The sequence below is a fragment of the Streptomyces sp. RKAG290 genome, assembly GCF_023701695.1.
Classification (GTDB): domain Bacteria; phylum Actinomycetota; class Actinomycetes; order Streptomycetales; family Streptomycetaceae; genus Streptomyces.
Genome location: NZ_JAJOZC010000001.1, coordinates 4,126,187 through 4,146,794 on the forward strand (window position 1 = coordinate 4,126,187; position 20,608 = coordinate 4,146,794).

The 20,608-nt window shown below is 70.8% G+C and carries 20 protein-coding genes and 1 pseudogene; 16 read left to right on the forward strand and 5 right to left on the reverse strand.

Annotated elements, in window-relative coordinates:
• The first annotated feature begins 57 nt into the window (after positions 1 to 57).
• Together LNW71_RS18125 and mqnP are read left to right on the forward strand one after the other, a co-directional pair.
• The gene (locus LNW71_RS18125) at positions 58 to 1,515 is read left to right on the forward strand and encodes a menaquinone biosynthesis decarboxylase (protein WP_250969186.1); all 1,458 of its coding nucleotides are present in this window, start codon (positions 58 to 60) and stop codon (positions 1,513 to 1,515) included.
• Positions 1,512 to 2,429, forward strand: coding sequence for a menaquinone biosynthesis prenyltransferase MqnP (gene mqnP / locus LNW71_RS18130; RefSeq protein WP_250969187.1), 918 nt, complete (start codon positions 1,512 to 1,514; stop codon positions 2,427 to 2,429). Before LNW71_RS18125 ends, mqnP begins: the two co-directional genes overlap by 4 nt.
• A gap of 47 nt (positions 2,430 to 2,476) precedes the next feature.
• Here mqnP and LNW71_RS18135 read toward each other — a convergent pair whose 3' ends face one another.
• On the reverse strand, positions 2,477 to 3,094 hold the full coding sequence (locus LNW71_RS18135; protein WP_250972050.1) for a rhomboid family intramembrane serine protease: 618 nt from the start codon (positions 3,092 to 3,094) through the stop codon (positions 2,477 to 2,479).
• A 99-nt stretch (positions 3,095 to 3,193) separates the two neighbouring features.
• Here LNW71_RS18135 and LNW71_RS18140 point away from each other — a divergent pair, with 99 nt between their 5' ends.
• Positions 3,194 to 3,859: a UbiX family flavin prenyltransferase gene (locus LNW71_RS18140; RefSeq protein WP_250969188.1), complete on the forward strand. Its 666-nt coding sequence runs from the start codon at positions 3,194 to 3,196 to the stop codon at positions 3,857 to 3,859.
• Positions 3,860 to 3,870: 11 nt separating this feature from the next.
• Here the strand turns inward: LNW71_RS18140 and LNW71_RS36165 are convergent, their stop codons facing one another.
• Positions 3,871 to 3,996, reverse strand: a complete 126-nt coding sequence (locus LNW71_RS36165) for a hypothetical protein (protein ID WP_285803290.1) — start codon at positions 3,994 to 3,996, stop codon at positions 3,871 to 3,873.
• Between the two features lie 131 nt (positions 3,997 to 4,127).
• Here LNW71_RS36165 and LNW71_RS18145 point away from each other — a divergent pair, with 131 nt between their 5' ends.
• The 5 genes and pseudogenes from LNW71_RS18145 to LNW71_RS18165 all read left to right on the forward strand — a co-directional run bounded on the left by LNW71_RS18145 (position 4,128) and on the right by LNW71_RS18165 (position 8,661).
• A complete protein-coding gene (locus tag LNW71_RS18145; RefSeq protein WP_250969189.1) occupies positions 4,128 to 4,583 on the forward strand; it encodes an Lrp/AsnC family transcriptional regulator in 456 nt (151 codons plus the stop codon).
• A 102-nt stretch (positions 4,584 to 4,685) separates the two neighbouring features.
• A complete protein-coding gene (mqnE, locus tag LNW71_RS18150; RefSeq protein WP_250972051.1) occupies positions 4,686 to 5,849 on the forward strand; it encodes an aminofutalosine synthase MqnE in 1,164 nt (387 codons plus the stop codon).
• 123 nt (positions 5,850 to 5,972) lie between these two features.
• Positions 5,973 to 6,496 (forward strand): annotated as a pseudogene (locus LNW71_RS18155) (N-acetyltransferase family protein).
• A 117-nt stretch (positions 6,497 to 6,613) separates the two neighbouring features.
• The gene (locus LNW71_RS18160; RefSeq protein ID WP_250969190.1) at positions 6,614 to 6,886 is read left to right on the forward strand and encodes a DUF4229 domain-containing protein; all 273 of its coding nucleotides are present in this window, start codon (positions 6,614 to 6,616) and stop codon (positions 6,884 to 6,886) included.
• Positions 6,887 to 7,317: 431 nt separating this feature from the next.
• The gene (locus tag LNW71_RS18165; RefSeq protein WP_250969191.1) at positions 7,318 to 8,661 is read left to right on the forward strand and encodes a dicarboxylate/amino acid:cation symporter; all 1,344 of its coding nucleotides are present in this window, start codon (positions 7,318 to 7,320) and stop codon (positions 8,659 to 8,661) included.
• A 24-nt stretch (positions 8,662 to 8,685) separates the two neighbouring features.
• On the opposite strand, the gene LNW71_RS18170 is transcribed toward LNW71_RS18165, so the two are convergent.
• A complete protein-coding gene (locus LNW71_RS18170) occupies positions 8,686 to 9,810 on the reverse strand; it encodes a glycosyltransferase (RefSeq protein WP_250969192.1) in 1,125 nt (374 codons plus the stop codon).
• Between the two features lie 295 nt (positions 9,811 to 10,105).
• Here LNW71_RS18170 and LNW71_RS18175 point away from each other — a divergent pair, with 295 nt between their 5' ends.
• On the forward strand, positions 10,106 to 10,741 hold the full coding sequence (locus tag LNW71_RS18175) for a TetR/AcrR family transcriptional regulator (protein WP_250972052.1): 636 nt from the start codon (positions 10,106 to 10,108) through the stop codon (positions 10,739 to 10,741).
• On the opposite strand, the gene LNW71_RS18180 is transcribed toward LNW71_RS18175, so the two are convergent.
• Together LNW71_RS18180 and LNW71_RS18185 are read right to left on the reverse strand one after the other, a co-directional pair.
• The gene (locus tag LNW71_RS18180) at positions 10,689 to 11,636 is read right to left on the reverse strand and encodes a MaoC/PaaZ C-terminal domain-containing protein (RefSeq protein ID WP_250969193.1); all 948 of its coding nucleotides are present in this window, start codon (positions 11,634 to 11,636) and stop codon (positions 10,689 to 10,691) included. The two genes, LNW71_RS18175 and LNW71_RS18180, sit on opposite strands and share 53 nt — an antisense overlap.
• A gap of 4 nt (positions 11,637 to 11,640) precedes the next feature.
• Positions 11,641 to 12,960, reverse strand: coding sequence for a 3-oxoacyl-ACP reductase (locus LNW71_RS18185; RefSeq protein ID WP_250969194.1), 1,320 nt, complete (start codon positions 12,958 to 12,960; stop codon positions 11,641 to 11,643).
• A gap of 76 nt (positions 12,961 to 13,036) precedes the next feature.
• Between LNW71_RS18185 and LNW71_RS18190 the strand changes: the two genes are divergently transcribed.
• From LNW71_RS18190 to LNW71_RS18220, 7 genes are all read left to right on the forward strand, one after another.
• Positions 13,037 to 14,314 (forward strand): acetyl-CoA C-acetyltransferase, encoded by a 1,278-nt coding sequence (locus LNW71_RS18190; protein ID WP_250969195.1) that lies wholly within the window; start codon positions 13,037 to 13,039, stop codon positions 14,312 to 14,314.
• 100 nt (positions 14,315 to 14,414) lie between these two features.
• The gene (locus LNW71_RS18195; RefSeq protein ID WP_250969196.1) at positions 14,415 to 16,328 is read left to right on the forward strand and encodes an AMP-dependent synthetase/ligase; all 1,914 of its coding nucleotides are present in this window, start codon (positions 14,415 to 14,417) and stop codon (positions 16,326 to 16,328) included.
• Positions 16,329 to 16,506: 178 nt separating this feature from the next.
• Positions 16,507 to 16,974, forward strand: a complete 468-nt coding sequence (locus tag LNW71_RS18200) for a hypothetical protein (RefSeq protein WP_250969197.1) — start codon at positions 16,507 to 16,509, stop codon at positions 16,972 to 16,974.
• The gene (locus tag LNW71_RS18205; RefSeq protein ID WP_250969198.1) at positions 16,971 to 17,522 is read left to right on the forward strand and encodes a hypothetical protein; all 552 of its coding nucleotides are present in this window, start codon (positions 16,971 to 16,973) and stop codon (positions 17,520 to 17,522) included. Before LNW71_RS18200 ends, LNW71_RS18205 begins: the two co-directional genes overlap by 4 nt.
• Before the next feature lie 75 nt (positions 17,523 to 17,597).
• Complete coding sequence (locus LNW71_RS18210; RefSeq protein WP_250969199.1) at positions 17,598 to 18,542, forward strand: LLM class F420-dependent oxidoreductase; 945 nt, start codon at positions 17,598 to 17,600, stop codon at positions 18,540 to 18,542.
• 10 nt (positions 18,543 to 18,552) lie between these two features.
• On the forward strand, positions 18,553 to 19,338 hold the full coding sequence (locus LNW71_RS18215) for a glucose 1-dehydrogenase (RefSeq protein ID WP_250969200.1): 786 nt from the start codon (positions 18,553 to 18,555) through the stop codon (positions 19,336 to 19,338).
• Between the two features lie 124 nt (positions 19,339 to 19,462).
• Entirely contained in the window at positions 19,463 to 20,584 is a 1,122-nt protein-coding gene (locus LNW71_RS18220) for an LLM class flavin-dependent oxidoreductase (protein WP_250969201.1), read from the forward strand.
• Positions 20,585 to 20,608: the final 24 nt, after the last annotated feature.

Here is a 20,608-nt window from a genome sequence, read left to right on the forward strand (position 1 = left end):
GGCAATGTCCCGCCCCGGTGACGGGCCCAGGGTAGCGGGTGGCCGATACTTGTCCGCATGGCTTACGACGATCTTCGATCCCTCCTCCGGGCTCTGGAGCGCGAGGGCGAGCTCAAGCGCATCAAGGCCGAGGTCGACCCGTTCCTGGAGGTCGGTGAGATCGTCGACCGGGTGAACAAGGCCGGCGGGCCCGCGCTGCTCTTCGAAAACGTCAAGGGCTCCTCGATGCCCCTGGCCATGAACGTGTTCGGCACCGACAAGCGGCTGCTCAAGGCGCTCGGGCTGAAGTCGTACGCCGAGATCAGCGACAAGATCGGCGGGCTGCTCAAGCCGGAGCTGCCGCACGGCTTCGTCGGGGTCCGGGAGGCCTTCGGCAAGCTCGGCACGATGGTGCACGTACCGCCGAAGAAGGTGAAGTCGGAGAACGCACCCGTGCAGGAGGTCGTCCTCACCGGCGACGACGTGGACCTGGGCCAGCTGCCCGCGCTGTTCACCTGGCCCAAGGACGGCGGCTCGTTCTTCAACCTGGGACTCACCCACACCAAGCACCCCGAGACCGGCGTACGCAACCTCGGGCTCTACCGGCTCCAGCGCCACGACCGCCGCACCATCGGGATGCACTGGCAGATCCACAAGGACAGCCGCAACCACTACCAGGTCGCCGCCAAGCGCGGCGAGCGGCTGCCGGTCGCTATCGCCTTCGGGGCGCCGCCCGCCGTGACGTACGCCTCCACCGCACCGCTGCCCGGCGACATCGACGAGTACCTCTTCGCCGGGTTCATCCAGGGCAAGCGCATCGAGATGGTCGACTGCAAGACCGTCCCGCTCCAGGTCCCCGCGCAGGCCGAGGTCGTCATCGAGGGATGGCTGGAGCCCGGGAAGACGCTGCCCGAGGGGCCGTTCGGCGACCACACCGGTTTCTACACGCCGCAGGAGCCGTTCCCCGCGCTGACCATCGACTGCGTGACGATGCGCAAGCGCCCGCTGCTCCAGTCGATCGTGGTGGGCCGGCCGCCGACCGAGGACGGGCCGCTGGGCCGCGCCACCGAGCGCTTCTTCCTCCCGCTGCTCAAGATCATCGTGCCGGACATCGTGGACTACCACCTCCCCGAGTCCGGCGGCTTCCACAACTGCGCGATCGTCTCGATCGACAAGAAGTACCCGAAGCACGCCCAGAAGGTGATGAGTGCCATCTGGGGCGCCCACATGATGTCGCTGACGAAGCTGATCGTCGTGGTGGACTCCGACTGCGACGTCCACGATCTGCACGAGGTGTCCTGGCGGGCGCTCGGCAACACCGACTACGCGCGTGACCTCACCGTCGCCGAGGGGCCGGTCGACCATCTCGACCACGCCTCCTACCAGCAGTTCTGGGGCGGCAAGGCCGGCATCGACGCGACGAAGAAGTGGCCCGAGGAGGGCTACACCCGGGACGGGGGCTGGCCGGACATGGTCGAGTCCGACCCGGAGACGGCGGCGAAGGTCGACCGCCGGTGGAAGGAATACGGACTGTGAGCGCCGCCGAAGCGACCCTGGGCTCCGGCCCCGCGCAACCCCACAGCAAGGTCAGGGCATTCCTGCGGCTCGTGATGATCGAGCACTCGGTCTTCGCGCTGCCCTTCGCCTTCATCGCCGCCCTGACCGCGATGTTCCAGGTCGACGGGTCGATCCACTGGGTCACGCTGCTGCTCGTCACCGTGGCCATGGTCGGGCTGCGCACCTTCGCGATGGCGTGCAACCGGATCATCGACCGGGAGATCGACGCCCGCAATCCGCGAACGGCGGGCCGTGAGCTGGTCACCGGCGCGATGTCGGTGAGGTCGGCCTGGACGGGCGCGCTCGTCGCCGTCGTCGTCTTCCTCGGTGCGGCGGCGCTGCTGAACCCGCTCTGTCTGGCGCTCGCGCCGCTCGCGGTGATCCCGATGGTCGTCTATCCGTACGGGAAGCGGTTCACCAACTACCCGCACGCGATTCTGGGGATCGCCCAGGCCATAGGGCCGATCGGTGCCTGGCTGGCGGTGACCGGCAGCTGGTCGTGGGACGCGGTGATCCTGGGTCTCGCCGTCGGCATCTGGATCGGCGGCTTCGACCTGATCTTCGGCTCCCAGGACGTCGAGGCGGACCGGGCGCACGGGGTGCGCTCGGTGCCGGCCAGGTTCGGGATTCCGGCCGCGCTGTGGGGCGCGCGGGTCTGTCACGTGCTGACGACCGCGCTGCTGGTCTGGTTCGGCCTGGCCACCGACGCGGGGCTCTTCTACTGGATCGGCATGGTGATCGTCGCCGTGGCCTTCGTGTACGAGCACCGGGTGGTGCGGCCGCACGACCTGTCGCGGCTGAACCGGGCGTTCTTCCAGGTCAACGGGTTCATCGGGATCGCGCTGTTCGCATGCGCGCTGCTGGACCTGCTGGTGCGCGGCCTGACTGTCTGAGCGGGCCTGGGCGGGCCCGGTCTGCCCCGGCCTTCCGGGCGGCCCGGCTACTTCAGCCCGGTGGGCAGCGTCGGGGCCGCGGGTATGGAGGTGCGGCGGGGGCGGCGGAAGGCGAACGCCGCCACCACTCCGCCGGTGAGGCCGAAGAGATGGCCCTGCCAGCTGATGCCCGAGTCGGTCGGCAGGACGCCCCAGAGCAGCGAGCCGTACACCGCGGCGATGACCACGCCGAGGATCACATCCAGCGGCCGGCGGTCCACGAAGCCGCGGACCAGCAGGTAGCCGAAGAGGCCGAAGACGACGCCCGACGCGCCGAGCGTGACCGTGTTCGCCGGAGCGGTGAGCCAGACGCCCAGGCCGCCAGTCACGATCACGGTGAGCACCACGCCGGCGAAGCGGCGCAGCCCGGCCAGCGCGGCGACGAAGCCCAGGACCAGCAGCGGGACGCTGTTCGACGCGACGTGCCCCCAGCCGCTGTGCAAGAAGGCGGCCGGCACGATGTCGAGCAGCTCGCCCGGCTCGCGCGGGCTTATGCCGTGGCTGTCCAGGCTGTGGCCGGTCGCGAGGTCGACGCCCTCCAGCAGCCAGAGCAGTCCGACCCAGCCCAGCATCACCGCGCCCGCCACCACTGCCCGGGCCCTGGTCTCCTCGCGCATGCGGTACATGGCTGACACCCCCTTGTCCTTCGGAACGTACGGAGCCCCTGGCTCGGTTCCGGACGGCGGGTGCCGGATAGGCTCGGGTCTGTGGATTCCGGGACTTCAGTGAGTCAGCAACGGCGACAGCCTTGGATTGTCGGGGTTTCGGGCGCTTCGGGCACCCCATTCGCCGCTGCTGTGCTGCGCGGGCTGCTGGCTGCGGGCGAGAGCGTGGATCTGGTGGTGAGCCGGGCATCGCGGCTGACCCTGCTGGACGAGACGGGGATCGCCTTCCGCGACGCGCACTGGGAGCAGGACCTGCGCGGCTGGCTGGCGCGGGGCGCCGACGGGAAGCCGCACACCTTCGACGTGGACGTGACCGGGGTGCGCCACTGGCCGGCCGGTGATCTGGCCGCCGGGCCGTCGTCGGGGTCGTACCCGGCGAAGGGGATGCTGATCGTCCCGGCCTCGACGGCGTGCGTGGCGGGGGTGGCGCTCGGGCTCTCGAAGGATCTGCTGCAGCGGGCCGCGAGCGTGACGCTCAAGGAGCGGCGGAAGCTGGTCGTGGCGGTGCGCGAGACCCCGCTGAGCGGTCAGACGCTCAGGCATCTGGTGACGCTGGACGAGGCGGGCGCGGTCGTGCTGCCCGCCTCTCCGGCGTTCTACGCGGGTGCGACGCACATCCAGGATCTGGTGGATTTCGTCGCGGGGCGGGTGCTGGACGCGGCGGGTGTGCCGCACCGGCTGTACCGCCGCTGGGAGGGAGAGCTCGGTGGCGGCTCCCGTGGCTGATCCGGCCGGGGTCAGCGCTTCTTCGGGGTGCGGGTCTTGTCGACCCGGTGGGCCGCGGCCGGCTGGTGGGCACGAGAGCGGTTGGCCATGTCCTGCAGCTCGCGCATCCGGGCGTAGGCCATCTCGATCGTGAACACGGGTTCTCACTCCTGAAGATTCGAAAGCATTTTTTGGATGTTCTGAAAGATTTACAGGCGCTGAAGCCTGTACGCCTTAGATTCTACACATAGACTCGCGATACTGCTGAACAATGGAAGGTTTCAGTCACATGGACGCGGTGGACAGGCAGCTCATCCAGGCCCTCAGAGAGAACGGCAGGGCCTCGTACGCCGAGCTGGGACGGCTCGTGGGGCTCTCCGGGCCCAGCGTCACCGACCGCATCAACCGGCTGGAAACCGCCGGGGTCATCACCGGCTACCGCGCCACCGTGGACGCCGCCTCGCTCGGGCTCGGGGTCACCGCCCTGATCGGCATCTCGCTCTCCGACGCCGCCGACCACGAGGACGTCGCGCACCGGCTGAAGGACCTCGCCGAGATCGAGGACGCGTGGTTCATCGCGGGCGACGACTCCTACATGCTCAAGGTGCGGGTCGGTGACGTGGACGGTCTGGAGAAGACCATCCGCCGGCTCAGCGGCACCAAGGGCGTCTCGCGCACCCGCACCACGATCGTGCTGTCCACCAAGTGGGAGAACCGGGTCGGCGACCTGCCCGAGGAGAGCTGACGCGAGGAGTTCCCGCGGAGAGCCAAGGGGGTCCCCTGGCCGCGTCGGGCGGGGGAGTACGGTGAGCGAAGTCTGTTACGTAGAGAAATGGGAGGCGCCCTAGTGGACGCGGGACTCAAGCGCGAGCTGGAGCAGAAGGTCCGGGCCGGCGAGCGGCTGACCCGCGAGGACGGGATCGCGCTCTACGAGTCCGACGACCTGGCCTGGCTCGGCGGTCTGGCCCATGAGGTGCGTACGCGCAAGAACGGCGACGTCGTCCACTTCAACGTCAACCGCCACCTCAACATGACCAACGTGTGCACCGCGTCGTGCGCGTACTGCTCGTTCCAGCGCAAGCCGGGCGAGAAGGACGCGTACACGATGCGCATCGAGGAGGCCGTCCGCCTCGCGAAGGCGATGGAGGGCGAGAGCCTCACTGAGCTGCACATCGTCAACGGGCTGCACCCCACCCTGCCGTGGCGCTACTACCCGCGTTCGCTGAGCGCGCTGAAGGAAGCGCTGCCCGAGGTCTCCCTCAAGGCGTTCACCGCCACCGAGATCCACCACTTCGAGACCATCTCCGGGCTCTCCGCCTCCGAGATCCTCGACGAGCTCATCGAGGCCGGTCTGGAGTCGCTGACCGGTGGCGGTGCGGAGATCTTCGACTGGGAGGTCCGCCAGCACATCGTCGACCACGCCACCCACTGGGAGGACTGGTCGCGCATCCACCGGCTCGCGCACGAGAAGGGCCTCAAGACCCCGGCGACGATGCTGTACGGGCACATCGAGGAGCCCCGTCACCGCGTGGACCACGTGCTGCGGCTGCGCGAGCTGCAGGACGAGACCGGTGGTTTCCAGGTCTTCATCCCGCTGCGCTACCAGCACGACTTCGTGGACATGAAGGACGGCAAGGTCCGCAACAAGCTCCAGGCACGGACGACGATGGCGACCGGCGCCGAGGCGCTCAAGACCTTCGCGGTCTCCCGGCTGCTCTTCGACAACGTCCCGCACGTCAAGGTCTTCTGGGTGATGCACGGGGTGCAGACCGCCCAGCTCGCGCTGCAGCACGGCGCGGACGACATGGACGGCTCGGTCGTCGAGTACAAGATCACGCACGACGCGGACAACTACGGCACGCCGAACAAGCTCGGCCGCGAGGACCTGCTGGACCTGATCCGGGACGCGGGCTTCCGGCCCGTCGAGCGCAACACCCGGTACGAGATCATCCGCGAGTACCCGGGTCCGGACGCGGAGCGGCGCGAGTCGCCGCAGCCGATGCGGGTCTGACCCGGCGCGCGCCCCGGGCGCGCGCAGCGCTGTACGAAAGCTCCGGCCGCCGTCCCCGGCCGGAGCTTTCTCGCGTTCCGGACGCCGCTTGAGGCCGGAGTCCGTAATGGTTAATCTGCCCTCATGGCGCTTACTTTTGAGCTGGACCCCACCTTCGACCGGCCCCTGCGGGACGGCATAGCAGCACTGTGGGCCGATGTGTCCAACGCCGGTGGCGCGGTGGGCTTCGTGCCGCCCGTCACGGTCGACGACGTCCGGCCCGAACTGGTCAAGCACCTCACCGCGATGGCCGAGGAGCGCACCCGGCTGCTCGTCGGGTACGACGAGGAGGGCGCCGTCGCCGCCACGGCCTTCCTCACGCACAACACGCACCGGCTGATGAAGCACTGGGTCTGGCTTTACACCGTCATGGTCCACCCCGCCACCAGGGCCGTGGATACGGGCGCGACCTGATGGCCGCGACCGCCGACGCGGCGCGCGGCATCGACGGCATCGAGGCCGTCCGGCTCACCTGCCGGGGCGGCACGGGCGCCGACCGCTTCTACGCCGCGTGCGGATACAAGGAGGTCGGGCGGGTGCCGGGCGCGATCCGGGTGGCCGACGGGGACGACCGCGACGACATCATCATGCTGCTGCCGCTCGACTGAGGGCGCGCTTTGGGTCAGCCCTGCGAACTGATCGATTACGGGGCATGCTTCACTGGTCGGGCAGGACTGTCGTACGTAGAGAGAAGGCAAGCCGTGTCCGCTGCCAGGCCGAGCGCAATGATCCGGTACACCGCGATGCGCCTCAGCATCTTCGTCGGCTGCCTCGTGCTCGCCGCCGTGGCCGTCAACTTCGGGCTGCTGCCCTCCGGGGCGGGCGGCTCGAACGTCATCTGGGTCGTCCTGCTCGCACTCGTGCTCTCCGCGCCCCTCAGCTACGTCCTGCTTCGCAAGCAGCGCGACGAGATGTCCGAGCAGATCGTCTCCAAGGTCGACCGGACCAAGGCGCGCCTGGAGGCGAACCGGAGCCGCGAGGACAGCGTTTCCCGCTGACCCGGGAGCCACTCATCCGTAAGGATCGAGTGAGAGCCGGGTAAGAGGAATGTAAGCCTCGTCACACCCACCCCCTTTCTTTCCAAAACCCCAGCGCCGGAGCAACCGCTCCAGTACTGGGGTTTTCGCGTTCCCGGGCCCCGTCAGGGGGTGTTCACCGCTGAACCGGTACCAAAGAAGACCTTTGAGGTTCCCAAAGTTCAAGTGTTAACGTGTTCGACATGAAGACAGCTGTGCGCCTCCGACCTGCCGTGAGCATTCCGCTCGTGGAGCGCCTGCATGTCGACCTCTGCCGCTGTATGTCCGCGGTCTGTTGCCGCAACGTCTGAACCGGCATCATGCAGCGGCCCCGCCCCTGACGCGGGCGCCGCACCCCCGTCCCCCGCACCGCGCCCCCGTGCGTCCCGATGCGTCACATCTGGAGTGTGTCCGTGTCCGCGAACCCCGCGTCCGCCACCACCGATGAGCCCTCCGGCTCCGGTTCCCGCATACCCAAGGTCCCGTTCTGGGCCCAGATCGTCGCCGGTCTCGTCCTCGGTGTGCTGCTCGGCTGGCTCGCCCGCAGCCAGGACGTCCAGTGGCTCTACACCACGCTCGACAAGGTCGGCCACATCTTCGTCCAGCTGCTGAAGCTGGCCGTCGCGCCGCTGGTCTTCTTCGCGATCCTGGTGTCGATCACCAACCTGCGCAAGGTCAACAACGCCGCCCGGCTGGCCGGCCGCACCGTACTCTGGTTCATGATCACCTCGCTGATCGCGGTCGCCATCGGCCTCGCGATCGGCCTGATCACCAACCCGGGCTCCGGCACCGGCCTCACGCCGAAGGACGGCGAGCTCCCCGAGCACGCGGGCTCCTGGCTCGACTTCCTGACCGGCATCGTCCCGGAGAACGTGATCACGCCGTTCACCGAGCTGAACGTCCTGCAGATCGTCTTCATGGCCGCCGTCGCCGGCATCGCCGCGCTTCAGCTCGGCGAGAAGGCCCAGCCGATCCTCACCCTCAGCGAAGCCATCCTGGAGCTGCTCCAGAAGGCCCTGTGGTGGGTCATCCGCCTCGCCCCGCTCGGCACCGTCGGCCTCATCGGCTACGCCATCGCCGACTACGGCTGGGACCTGATCGGCAAGTACGCAACGTTCACCGCCGACGTCTACATCGGCTGCGCCCTGGTGATGTTCGGCGTCTACCCGCTGCTTCTCGCCACCGTCGCCAAGGTCAGCCCGCTGCAGTTCTTCAAGGGCGCCTGGCCCGCGATCCAGCTGGCCTTCGTCTCCCGCTCCTCGGTCGGCACCATGCCGGTCACCCAGCAGGTCACCGAGCGCCTCGGCGTCCCGAAGGAGTACGCCTCCTTCGCCGTCCCGTTCGGCGCGACGACCAAGATGGACGGCTGCGCCGCGATCTACCCGGCGCTCGCCGCGATCTTCATCGCGCAGATCTTCGACGTCCAGCTGGGTGTCGGTGACTACATCCTGATCGCGTTCGTCTCGGTGATCGGCTCGGCGGCCACCGCCGGTCTCACCGGCGCCACGGTCATGCTGACCCTGACGCTGTCGACGCTGGGCCTCCCGCTGGAGGGTGTCGGCCTCCTGATGGCCATCGACCCGATCCTGGACATGATGCGCACCGCCACCAACGTGGCCGGACAGGCGCTGATCCCGGTGATCGTCGCGGCGCGCGAGAAGATCCTCGACCACGACGCGTACAACTCGGCCTCGGCCTCCCCGATCGACGCCGAGGTGCGCGACACCGAGCCGGAGCGCGTGCCGGTCGCGGCCTGAACCCGGGCCGCAGTCGCGGCCGCGTCAGGCGTGACAGCCGGCGCAGGTGCCGCCAGCGACGTGTGGGCCTCTCCTCCAGTCCGGAGGAGAGGCCCACGATGCGTTGGGGGCCGCCCGGCGCTTCGCGGAGAACTCGCGGTTGGCCAGCGTCTGGCTGCGGTACGCCTGCGGCAGGTCCGGCATCGCCAGCAGCCGGTCACAGGCCCGCAGCGAGCCCTCGAAGTCGCCGACCCAGTAGGCGGTGATCGAGTACTCGAAGAGCAGCCCCCAGCGGTACACCCAGGGCTGGATGAACAGCAGGTCCTCCGGCGGCTCCCGGTCCAGCCCGGCGCAGACGAAGGCGTACGCGGCGTGGTGCCTGCCGAGTCCGCGCAGCCGCGAGGAGAGTTCGTAGCAGGCTTCGAGCCGCTCGGGGCGTGCCTCCCAGGCGCGGGAGAACGCGTCCATCGCGGCCGGCCAGTCGTCGGCCTCGGCCCTGAGGATGCCGGACTGCAGCAAGGAGTAGTAGACCTCTTCGCCCCAGCCGCCCATCAGGGCGCGGCGTTCGTAGAGTGCTGTCGCCTTGTGGCTCTCGCCGAGGTCGCGCATGGTCTGGGCGAGGTAGAAGACCGTACGGGTGTTGGCGGGGTCCCGTTCCAGTTCGGCGCCCAGCAGCCGGGCGTCCCGTTCGAACTTGTCGTGGCGGGATCCGCCGTCGGCATGGTCCTCGATCACGAGAGCGTCCAGATTCTGCTGGCCCTCGCCCTGATCCGCGGTCAGGTACTCATGGGTGACGCCCTCGTACCGCCAGGGCAGGTCGCCGCGGACCAGCCGCTTGATCCGGTACTCGGTGGTGCCCTCGTGCCGCAGGAGATAGGAGTCGGCGGTGAGTGGGGGCAGCGGGGCATCCTGGCGTAACACCAGGTCGGCGTCGAGGAGCAGCAGGTAGTCGGCCCTGGCGTGGGCGCGGCGGATGTTCAGGGTCCGGTTGTGACCGAAGTGCACCCAGGGATCGTCGTGCAGTTCCCCGGGGATGCCGTCGAGCGCGGCGCGGATCAGCCGTTGCGTGCCGTCCGTCGAGCCGGTGTCGGAGATCACCCAGGTGTCGACCAGGCCCCGTACGGAGGCGAGGCACCGTTCGATGACGCGCGCCTCGTTCTTGACGATCATGCATAGGCAGATGGACGGCTTCATGGCGTTACCAATCCCCGGCGGCAGCTCAGGGCGACGACCCTATGCAGGGTGCGTGGGGTGCGGACGGCGGCACGCCGGTGCGCGGGCAGGGATCAGCTCTTCGTGGGTGCGGCAGGGCGGTGGGCGTTGCGATTGCGTCGTTTACCGGCCAGCTGCCCGGTGCGGGTGCCCGCTCCGTACGACGGGGCCGGGCCCCGCGCCGTACTCTTACCGGGGAGTAGTGCGACGGGGGTGGAAGGAAGTCGACGTGAGTGCTGTGAAGGGCAAACGGATGCCGCGCGCCGTGCGCGAGCAGCAGATGATGGACGCCGCGGTGCGGACGTTCGGGCAGCGCGGCTACCGGGCCGCCTCGATGGACGAGATCGCCGAGCTGGCCGGGGTGTCCAAGCCGTTGGTGTATCTGTACCTGAATTCCAAGGACGAGCTCTTCACCGCGTGCATCCGGCGCGAGGCGAAGACGCTGCTGGAGGCGGTGCAGGCCGGGGTGGAGCCGGGGCTGCCCGCCGACCGGCAACTGTGGGCCGGGCTGCGGGCGTTCTTCATGCACACCGCGGAAAACCCGGACGGGTGGGCGGTGTTGTACCGGCAGGCGCGCACGCACGGGGAGCCGTTCGCCACCGAGGTGAGCGTGATGCGCGATGAGATCGTTGCGTTCGTGACGGGTCTGATCGGGGCCGCGGCGCGCGAGGTGCACCACGATCCGGCGCTCCCCGACCGCGATGTGGCGGGGCTCGCACAGGCCTTGGTGGGCGCGGCGGAGGCGCTCGCCGGCTGGGCGAACGAGACGCCGGGCGTCTCGGCCAAGGAGGCCGCGGCCACCTTGATGAACTTCTCCTGGGCCGGTCTGGAGAACCTTATGAACGGCCGTCCCTGGCAGCCGCGGGGTCAGTCCGCGGGGCGGGGCTGACGTCCCGCCCGACGCCCACCGTCCCGGTGAGGTGGACCCGGTCGCCGCTGCGGAGCTGGAAGGCGGTGCCGTCGCAGGCGTAGGTGACGGTGCCCGGCAGCAGGACGGGCGCCTTGAAGTCGGCCCGCACGGAGCGGATCAGGTGCGGCTGCGGGGTCTCGGCGAGGCAGCGGGCCACGGTCCACATGCCGTGGGCGATGGCGCGCGGGAAGCCGAACAGCCGCGCGGTCAAGGGGTACAGGTGGATGGGGTTGCGGTCGCCCGACGCGGCTCCGTAGCGCCGGCCCAGATCGCCGGGCAGCCGCCACTCGGCGAGGGCGGGGAGCGCGGTGTCCGCGGGGCGCGGGTCCTGGGCGGCGGCCCCCGAGGTCTCAGCCGTCCCAGCGCCCGAGGTGGCTCCCGACGCCCCGGCGCCCGAGGTGGCCTCCGGTGCCCCGGTGCGTGTCGCGTGGCGGGAGAGGTAGCCGCTGCGGGACTCCCACACCAGTTCGCCCGACAGCCGCGCCTCGGTGACCACGGTGACCTCGGTGCCGCGCCGGTGCGGCGTCAGTCCGGCCGCGTACACCGTGAGTTCGAGCCGGTCCGTGGGGTGCAGGGCCCGGTGCGCGGTGATCTCGATCCAGGTGTGGACCAGTCCGGTGACCGGCAGCGGGAAGCGGCGCCGGGTCATCAGCTCCATGGCGAGCGGGAAGGCCAGGACGTGCGGGTAGCTGACCGGCAGTGCGCCCGACTCGGCGAAGCCGCAGATCCTGCTGTACGCGGCCAGTGGTCCGGGTGCGACGGGTGCGGCCGGGCGGACCCGCCGGTCGGCGGGCAGCGTGGCGCCCGGCCGGCCGGGGCGCTTGAACGGGGAGGTGAGGGCGCCGCGGGCCAGGGACAGGATCAGGCTCGGCATCGCGTCACGCTCCCAGCAGGCTCTGGCCGCAGACCCGGACGATCTGGCCGTTGACGGCCGTCGACGCGGGCTGGGCGAACCAGGCGGTCGTCTCGGCGACGTCGACCGGGAGGCCGCCCTGCGAGAGGGAGTTCATCCGGCGGCCCGCCTCCCGGATGAAGAGCGGGACGGCCGCGGTCATCTTCGTCTCGATGAAGCCGGGGGCCACCGCGTTGACCGTGACGCCGTGGTCGGCGGCGGCGCGCGGGGCGAGCGAGCGGACCAGGCCGATGATGCCGGCCTTGCTGGCCGCGTAGTTGGTCTGGCCGTTGTTGCCGGCGATGCCCGCGATGGAGGCGGTGGCGACGATCCGGCCGCCGCGGTTGACGGTGCCGGTCTTCAGCAGCGCGTCGGTGGTGCGCAGGACGCTGTCGAGGTTGACGTCGATGACCGAGGCCCAGCGGTCGGCGGCCATGTTGGCGAGCCGCCGGTCACGGGTGATGCCGGCGTTGTGGACGAGGATGTCGAGGCCGTCCGGGGCGGCGGCGGCGATCCGCACGGCCGCGTCGTCGGCGGTGATGTCCAGCGGCAGGGCGGTGGCGCCGAGCCGGTCGGCGGTGCGCACCAGGTCCTCCTGGGCCTGCGGGATGTCCAGGCAGATGACGTGGGCGCCGTCCCGGGCCAGCACCTGGGCGACCGAGGCGCCGATGCCGCGGGCCGCGCCGGTGACAAGTGCGGTGCGTCCGGCGAGCGGGGCGGTCCAGTCGGCGACCGGATCGGGGGCGGCCGCGGTCACCTCGATGACCTGGCCGCTGATGTAGGCGGACCGGGGCGAGAGCAGGAACCGCAGGGTGGATTCGGCCCCGGCGACGGCGCCGGGTACGAGGCGCAGGAGCTGTACGGTGGCGCCCTTGCCGATCTCCTTGCCGAGGGAGCGCACGAAGCCTTCGAGGGCCTGCTGGGCGGCGGCCTGGTGGTGGTCCTCCGGGGACGGGCGTACGCCGAGGACGACGACGCGGCCGCCCGGGGCGAGTGAGCGGACGACCGGGTGCAGCGCGGCGTGCACGTCCGCGAGTCCGGCGGCGGTGTCGACGGCCGTGGCGTCCAGGACGACCGCGGCGGGCCGGTCCGCGCTCGCGTCGACCTTGAGGCCGGTGGCGGCGAGGATGGCGCCGAGTTCGTCCGTGACCGTGGAGTCCCCGGCGGTCAGGTGGCGGACCGGGCCGGTGAGGGACTGGCTCTCCAGGGACCAGCGGCGCAGCGGTGCGGGCTGCGGCAGGCCTATCCTCCGGGTCAGAAACCGGCCGGTTGCTGTGCCGGTGAAGTGCAGATAGCGGTCGGCCATTGTCCAGACTCCCTGCTCGGTCGTAGATTTACTCCGGAGTAAGGTTACTCAAGAGTCAGGAGTAGGTCGAGATGAGTTGGTCGAATTGATCCCCCTCGCACTCCCGCAGCCCCGCAGGGTCGCGGTCATCGGCGGCAGCCGCATCCCCTTCGCGCGCTCCGACGGGCCCTACGCACAGGCCTCCAACCAGCAGATGCTCACCGCCGCGGTGGACGGTCTGGTCGAGCGGTTCGGGCTCCGGGGACAGCAGGTCGGCGAGTTCGCCGCGGGCGCGGTCCTCAAGCACAGCCGGGACTTCAACCTGGCCCGGGAGACCGTGCTGGGTTCGGGGCTCGACGCGCGCACCCCCGCCTACGACATCCAGCAGGCCTGCGGCACCGGGCTGCAGGCCGTCATCGCCGCCGCCAACAAGATCATGCTCGGTGCGATCGACTCCGCGATAGCGGGCGGCGCGGACACCACGAGCGACGCGCCGCTCGGCGTCAACGACGAACTGCGCAGGCTGCTGCTGTCGGCCCGGCGGGCGAAGTCGGCGGGCGGCAAGGCGGCGGCCCTGGCGGGGGTACGACCCCGGCATCTCGTCCCGGACATCCCGCGCAACGCCGAACCGCGCACCGGCCTCTCGATGGGGGACCACGCGGCAGTCACCGCCCGGCAGTGGGACATCGGCCGCGCGGACCAGGACCTGCTCGCCGCCACCAGCCACCAGCGGCTGGCCGCCGCCTACGACCGGGGCTTCCTGGACGACCTCGTCGTCCCGTACCTCGGGCTGGACCGTGACCAGAACCTGCGCCCCGGCTCCACGGTGGAGAAACTCGCCACGCTGAAGCCGGTGTTCGGCGCGGACCACCCGGACGCGACGATGACCGCGGGCAACTCCACCCCGCTCACGGACGGCGCCGCGACGGTGCTGCTGGCGAGCGAGGAGTGGGCCGAGCGGCACGGTCTGGAGCCGCTGGCCTACCTCTCCCTGTACGAGACCGCGGCGGTCGACTACGTGGGCGGCGAGGACGGCCTGCTGATGGCGCCCGCCTACGCCGTGCCGCGGCTGCTGGAGCGCGCCGGGCTGACGGTCGAGGACTTCGACCTCTTCGAGGTGCACGAGGCCTTCGCCTCCCAGGTGCTCGCCACCCTGGCCGCCTGGGAGAAGCAGGGGCTCGCGCCCGTCGACCGGGAGAAGCTCAACGTGGCGGGTTCGTCCCTGGCCACCGGGCATCCGTTCGCCGCGACGGGCGCGAGGATCGTCGCCACGCTCGCCAAGCTCCTCGCGGAACGTGACGCCCCTGGACGGGGGCTGATCTCGATCTGCGCGGCCGGCGGCCAGGGGGTCACGGCGATCCTGGAACGTCCCTGATCCGCAGCGCAGTTACGCACGGCTTGAGGATTTTCTCAGGACGAACCGGCCGCCGGACGGACCCGGTGAACCGCCCGACCCCGATGCTGAGGAGCCGCACGTGTCCACGCCACCCGCCACATCCACCGCACCCGCCGCCCCCGTCCTGGTCGAGCCGACGAGGACCAGGGCGGCCGACGGCAGCGTCCAGCAGGTCTCCGTACCGGCGTTCGCCCCGCCGGTCCGGCGCGGCTCGCTCGCCGAGATCCCGTTCGACAACGCGCGCGAGGCCCCGGCCGACGCTGTCCTCAGCCGCAAGCAGCCCGACGGCAGCTGGCAGGACGTGACGGCGGCGGACTTCGCGGCCGAGGTGCTCGCCGTCGCCAAGGGCCTGATCGCGGAGGGGCTGCGCAGCGGCGACCGCATCGCGATCATGGCGCGTACGACCTACGAGTGGACGTTGCTCGACTTCGCCGGCTGGGCCGCCGGTCTGATCACCGTCCCCATCTACCCGACCTCCTCCGCCTTCCAGGCCCGCTGGATACTCCAGGACTCGGGCGCGGTCGCCTGTGCCGTCGAGACGGCGCAGGAGGGGCGGATGATCAGCCAGGAACGCAAGCAGCTCGGCGACCTCACCCACCTCTGGCAGTTCGACACGGGCGTCCTGGGGCGGCTGAAGAAGGCCGGCCGGGACGTCCCCGACGACGCCGTCGCGGCCCGTCGCGCCACGCTGGAACCGGACACCCCCGCCACCCTCATCTACACCTCGGGCACCACCGGCCGACCCAAGGGCTGTGTGCTGACGCACGGCAACTTCTTCGCCGAGGTCGACAACGCCATCGAGCTGCTGCACCCGGTCTTCAAGTCGGTCAGCAAGTACCCCGCCTCCACGCTGCTGTTCCTGCCGCTGTCGCACGTCTTCGGCCGGATGGTCGCGATCGGCTGTCTGCGCGCCCGGGTCCGGCTCGGCCACGCGCCGTCCATCCGGACCGAGGACCTGCTCGCCGACCTGGCCGGCTTCAGGCCCTCGTTCCTGCTGGCCATCCCGTACGTGCTGGAGAAGGTCTACAACACCGGCCGGGCCACCGCGGAGAAGATGGGCCGCGCCTCGTCCTTCGACCGTGCCGCACGGATCGCCCAGCGGTACGGCCAGGCCGTCGAGGCCGCCGAACACGGCACCGGACCCGGTCCCGGCTGGGGTCTGCGGGCGGCCCGCGCCCTGTACGACCCGCTGGTCTACCGCCGCATCCGGGCCGCGCTCGGCGGCCACGTCCGGTACGCGATCTGCGGCGGCTCCCCGCTGGGCCACCGGCTCGCCTCCTTCTACGCGGGAGCCGGCATCGAGATCTTCGAGGGCTACGGCCTGACGGAGACGACCGCCGCCGCCACCGTCACCCCGCCCCTGAGGCCACGCCTGGGTACCGTCGGCTGGCCGCTGCCCGGCACCGCCGTGCGCATCGCGCAGGACGGCGAGGTGTTGCTCAGCGGCGGTCAGGTGTTCCAGGGCTACTGGGACGCCGAACGCGGCGAGCCGGTGCCCGCCCTGGACGGCGGCTGGTTCGCCACCGGGGACCTGGGCTCCCTCGACGAGGACGGCTACCTCACGATCACCGGCCGCAAGAAGGACATCATCATCACCTCGGGCGGCAAGAACGTCACGCCGGCCCCGCTGGAGGACTGGCTGCGCGCCCACCCGCTGGTCAGCCAGTGCATGGTCGTCGGCGACAACCGCTCGTTCATCACCGCCCTGATCACCCTGGAGCCGGACGGGCTCGCCCACTGGCGGCAGATGAAGAAGAAGCAGGACGTCCCGTTGCGCGAACTCGTCCACGACGAGGAGCTGCGCACCACGCTGCAGCGCGCGGTCGACGAGGCCAACCGGCTCGTCTCGCGCGCCGAGTCGATCCGCAAGTTCACCGTCCTGCCGGTGGACTTCACCGAGGAGGGCGGCCACCTGACGCCGTCGCTGAAGCTGAAGCGGGACGCCGTGGCGCGGGACTTCGACGCGCAGATCGAGGAGCTGTACCGCAAGTGAGGCCGGGGCGGGCTCCCGGCGCCCCGACGGGGGCCGCGAGCCCGCCCCCGCCCGCGGCCGGGGCACGCCGCAGGTGAGGCCCCGGAGAGACCTTCGGCTCTTTTCCGGCTACTTTCGACGGGCGGTCCCGGCCCATCGGCCGATGCCCGCCTTCGGGCGCCCGGCCTAGCTTGGCGGTATGAGCCTCGAACGCGCACGCCACCACCGTTTCCGGTCGGCGCTCGCCCTGTTCCTGCTGGCCCCGCTGATCGGGGAGTTCCTGCTCGGGAACCAGCCGGTCACCGCACTGCCCTCGGTGTTCCTGCTCGCGCCCCTGTACGGCGGCGGCGCGCTGCTGGTGCGGGAGGCCGCCCGGCGCGCGGGGCGCGGCTGGCCCACGATGATCCTGCTCGGGGCGGCCTACGCGCTGATCGAGGAGGGGCCGGTCGACCAGATGCTGTGGAACCCGCACTACGGCGGCTTCGACATGGGCGCCGCGTACGCCGGGGCCCGGGTGCCGCTGCTGGACACCGGCGTGCAGTTGCTCCAGGACGTGCTGACGATGCACACCGTGTGGAGCATCTGCGTGCCCGTGGCGCTCGTCGAGGCCTTCGCCCGGGACGGTGACCGCACCCGCCCTGGCTCGGGGTCCCCGGTCTTTCGGTGACCGCCCTCGTGTTCGCCGGGGGCTCCGGCTTCCTCGCCCTGGCCCAGGTGGAGTCCGAGGACTTCGTGGCCACGCCGGCGCAGTTCGCCGGTGCGGGACTCGTCATCGCCGTACTGATCACCGCCGCCTTCCTGTGCCGTGCGCCGGGCGCGCGCGCAGCCGGGCGGCGGGTTCCCGGTCCCTGGGCGGTCGGTGCGCTGTCCTTCGCCGCCACGAGCGGGTACTGGGGACGGGAGTACCTGCCGGACGGGGTACCGGCGGCGGTACCGGTCATCGGCTGGGCCGTGCTGCTCGCGGCGGTCCTGGTGCCGTGCGTCCGTTGGGTGCGCGGCGAGGGGTGGTCCGGGGCGCACCGGCTCGCTCTCGCCGGGGGCGCGCTGCTCACGTATGCCTGGGTGGGGTTCGAGCAGGGACGGTACCTCGACGTGTCCCGCGCCACCGGGCTCATCGGCAGCACGGTGTTCGCCGCGGGCGCCCTGGCGCTGCTGGTGGCGGCGGCGAGGTCCGGTGCGTGCCGGGAGCCGGGTTCACCCCCACCCCTTGTCTGATAGGGCGTCAGGTACGACGATGGCCCCGCGCACGTCAGGTGACGAGGCGTCAGATGTGGGGAAGGAGGCCGTTCGGTGCCGATACTGCCCGCCGGACCGCTGTCGTACGGGATGCAGCTCCCGATCCAGTCGCAGAGCGCCATCTACGCCGAGCCGTGGGAGGCCGCGGCCACCCCCGCGGACCTCGTCGAGATCGCCCGCACCGCAGACCGGGCCGGGTTCACCTATCTGGCCAGTTGCGACCACGTCGCCATACCGCGGCGGCTGGCGGAGGCGATGAGTACCGTCTGGTACGACCCGGTGGCCACGCTCGCCTTCCTCGCGGGCGTCACCGAGCGCGTGCTGCTGATGAGCCACGTCGCCGTCGTCGGCCTGCGGCATCCGCTGGCCACCGCCAAGCAGTACGCCACCCTCGACCACCTCAGCGGCGGCCGGCTGATCCTCGGGGTCGGGGCCGGGCACGTGCGGGAGGAGTTCGACGCGCTCGGGGCGGACTTCGCCGGGCGCGGAGCCGTGCTCGACGAGACCGTCGACGCGCTGAAGGCCGCCCTCGGGCCCGAGGAGTACCCGGAGTTCGCGGGGGAGCGGTTCGCCTTCAGCGGGCTCGGCCAGCTTCCCCGCCCCGCCCAGGCGCGGGTGCCGGTCTGGGTGGGCGGCTCCTCGCCCGCCGCGGTGCGCCGGGCCGCCGTGCGGGGGGACGGGTGGCTGCCGCAGGGGGACCCGCGGGCGAGGCTGCCCGCCCAGATCGCCCGGCTGCAGGCCCTGCGCGAGGAGGCCGGGGTCGAGGAGCCGATCGTGGTCGGCGCCATCACCGAGCCGCTGTACGTGGGTGAGCCGGGCTGGTCCGTGGGGCGGCGCACCCTCAGCGGGAAGCCGGAGGTGCTCGCCGAGTCGCTGCGGGAGTACGCCGCGATGGGCGTGCACCAGATCCAGGTGCGGTTCCGCAGCCGCGGCAGAAGTGAACTGACCGATCAGATGGCGGCGTTCGCCGCCGACGTCGCACCTCACCTCGACAGGTAGGAGTCAGGCCATGGGCAAGCTGGACGGGCGGACCGTGCTGATCAGCGGGGCGGCGCGCGGGCAGGGTGAGCAGGAGGCGCGGCTCTTCGCGGCCGAGGGCGCGAAGGTGGTGATCGCCGACGTGCTCGACGAGCAGGGCCAGGCGCTCGCGAAGGAGCTGGGGGAGGATGTCGCGCTGTTCGTGCACCTGGATGTGAGCCAGGAGGCGGACTGGCAGGCCGCCGTCGCCGCTGCCAAGGGCGCCTTCGGGAGGATCGACGGGCTGGTCAACAACGCCGGGATCCTGCGGTTCAACGAGCTGGTGAGCACGCCGCTGGAGGAGTTCCAGCAGGTGGTGCAGGTCAACCAGGTGGGGGCCTTCCTGGGGATCAGGACCGTCGCGCCGGAGATCGAGGCCGCGGGGGGCGGGACCATCGTGAACACGTCCTCGTTCACCGGCCTGACCGGGATGGCCTTCGTGGGGGCGTACGCGGCGACGAAGCACGCCGTCCTCGGGCTCACCAGGGTGGCCGCCATCGAGCTGGCGGCCAAGAAGATCCGGGTCAACGCCGTGTGCCCCGGGGCCGTGGACACCGCGATGAGCAATCCCGCGCTGCTGGACCCGGCCGCTGACGTGGCGGAGTCCTCGGAGGCGCTCGACGCGTACTACAGCAAGCTCGTCCCGCTCGGCCGGATCGGCCGGCCGCAGGAGGTGGCGGCCCTCGCGCTGTTCCTGACCTCGGACGACTCCTCGTACATCACCGGACAGCCGTTCGTCATCGACGGCGGCTGGCTGGCCGGCGTCAGCCTGTTCTGACCCTCCCGGAGACCTCATTTACCTGACGGGGCGTCAGGTATTGACGGGTCGGAGTGTCGGTGGAACAGTCGGACGCATCAGAATCTGACGGTCTGTCAGAAACGATTGAGGACGGTGAACCCCCTTGGAATTCGGGCTCTTTGTACAGGGGTACGTGCCCGCCGCGCGGGCCAGGACGGACCCCGGGGCAGAGCACAAGGCGCTGATCGAGGAGACCGAGTACGTCATCCAGGCGGACAAGTCCGGCTTCAAGTACGCCTGGGCCTCCGAGCACCACTTCCTGGAGGAGTACTCGCATCTCTCGGCCAACGACGTGTACCTGGGCTACCTCGCGCACGCCACCGACCGCATCCACCTCGGGTCCGGCATCTTCAACCCCCTCGCCCCGGTCAACCACCCGGTGAAGGTGGCCGAGAAGGTCGCCATGCTCGACCACCTGTCGGAGGGGCGCTTCGAATTCGGCTCCGGCCGCGGCGCGGGCAGCCACGAGATCCTCGGGTTCATGCCGGGCATCACCGACATGAACCACACCAAGGAACTCTGGGAAGAGACGATCGCCGAGTTCCCCAAGATGTGGCTCCAGGACGAGTACGCCGGCTTCCAGGGCAAGCACTGGTCGCTGCCGCCGCGCAAGATCCTGCCCAAGCCGTACGGGAAGTCGCACCCGGCGATGTGGTACGCGGCCGGCTCGCCGTCCTCGTACGCCATGGCGGGCAGGAAGGGGCTCGGCGTGCTGGGCTTCAGCGTGCAGAAGGTCTCCGACATGGAGTGGGTCGTCGAGTCCTACAAGAGCGCGGTCAAGGACGCGGAGCCGGTCGGCGACTTCGTCAACGACAACGTCATGGTCACCTCGACGGCGATCTGCGCCGAGACCCACGCCAAGGCCGTCGAGATCGCGGTGGGCGGCGGGCTGAACTACCTCCAGTCGCTGCTGTTCCGCTACCACGACACCTTCCCCCGCCCGGAAGGCGTGCCGGAGTGGCCGGAGCTGCTGCCGGAGTACTCCGAGGAGATCATCGAACTCCTCATCGCCGAGGAGCTGATGATCTGCGGCGATCCCGACGAGGTGCTGGGCCAGTGCCGGCGGTGGGAGCGGGCGGGGGCGGACCAGCTGAGCTTCGGGCTGCCGATCGGGATCAGCCCCGAGGACACGATGAACTCGATCAAGCTGATCGGGGAGCACGTCATCCCGAAGATCGACACGGACCCGGTGCACCGGACGACGCGCTTCCGCGACGCGGCGTGAGCGACTGACGAGTCAGGTCCGGGG

Coding starts and splice junctions, on each gene's coding strand:
- LNW71_RS18125 (WP_250969186.1), top strand. CDS start 58: ATGGCTTACGACGATCTTCGATCCCTCCTCCGGGCTCTGGAGCGCGAG.
- LNW71_RS18135 (WP_250972050.1), bottom strand. CDS start 3,094: ATGTACCGCATGCGCGAGGAGACCAGGGCCCGGGCAGTGGTGGCGGGC.
- LNW71_RS18145 (WP_250969189.1), top strand. CDS start 4,128: ATGGACGCGGTGGACAGGCAGCTCATCCAGGCCCTCAGAGAGAACGGC.
- LNW71_RS18160 (WP_250969190.1), top strand. CDS start 6,614: ATGATCCGGTACACCGCGATGCGCCTCAGCATCTTCGTCGGCTGCCTC.
- LNW71_RS18170 (WP_250969192.1), bottom strand. CDS start 9,810: ATGATCGTCAAGAACGAGGCGCGCGTCATCGAACGGTGCCTCGCCTCC.
- LNW71_RS18175 (WP_250972052.1), top strand. CDS start 10,106: ATGCCGCGCGCCGTGCGCGAGCAGCAGATGATGGACGCCGCGGTGCGG.
- LNW71_RS18180 (WP_250969193.1), bottom strand. CDS start 11,636: ATGCCGAGCCTGATCCTGTCCCTGGCCCGCGGCGCCCTCACCTCCCCG.
- LNW71_RS18185 (WP_250969194.1), bottom strand. CDS start 12,960: ATGGCCGACCGCTATCTGCACTTCACCGGCACAGCAACCGGCCGGTTT.
- LNW71_RS18200 (WP_250969197.1), top strand. CDS start 16,507: ATGAGCCTCGAACGCGCACGCCACCACCGTTTCCGGTCGGCGCTCGCC.
- LNW71_RS18215 (WP_250969200.1), top strand. CDS start 18,553: ATGGGCAAGCTGGACGGGCGGACCGTGCTGATCAGCGGGGCGGCGCGC.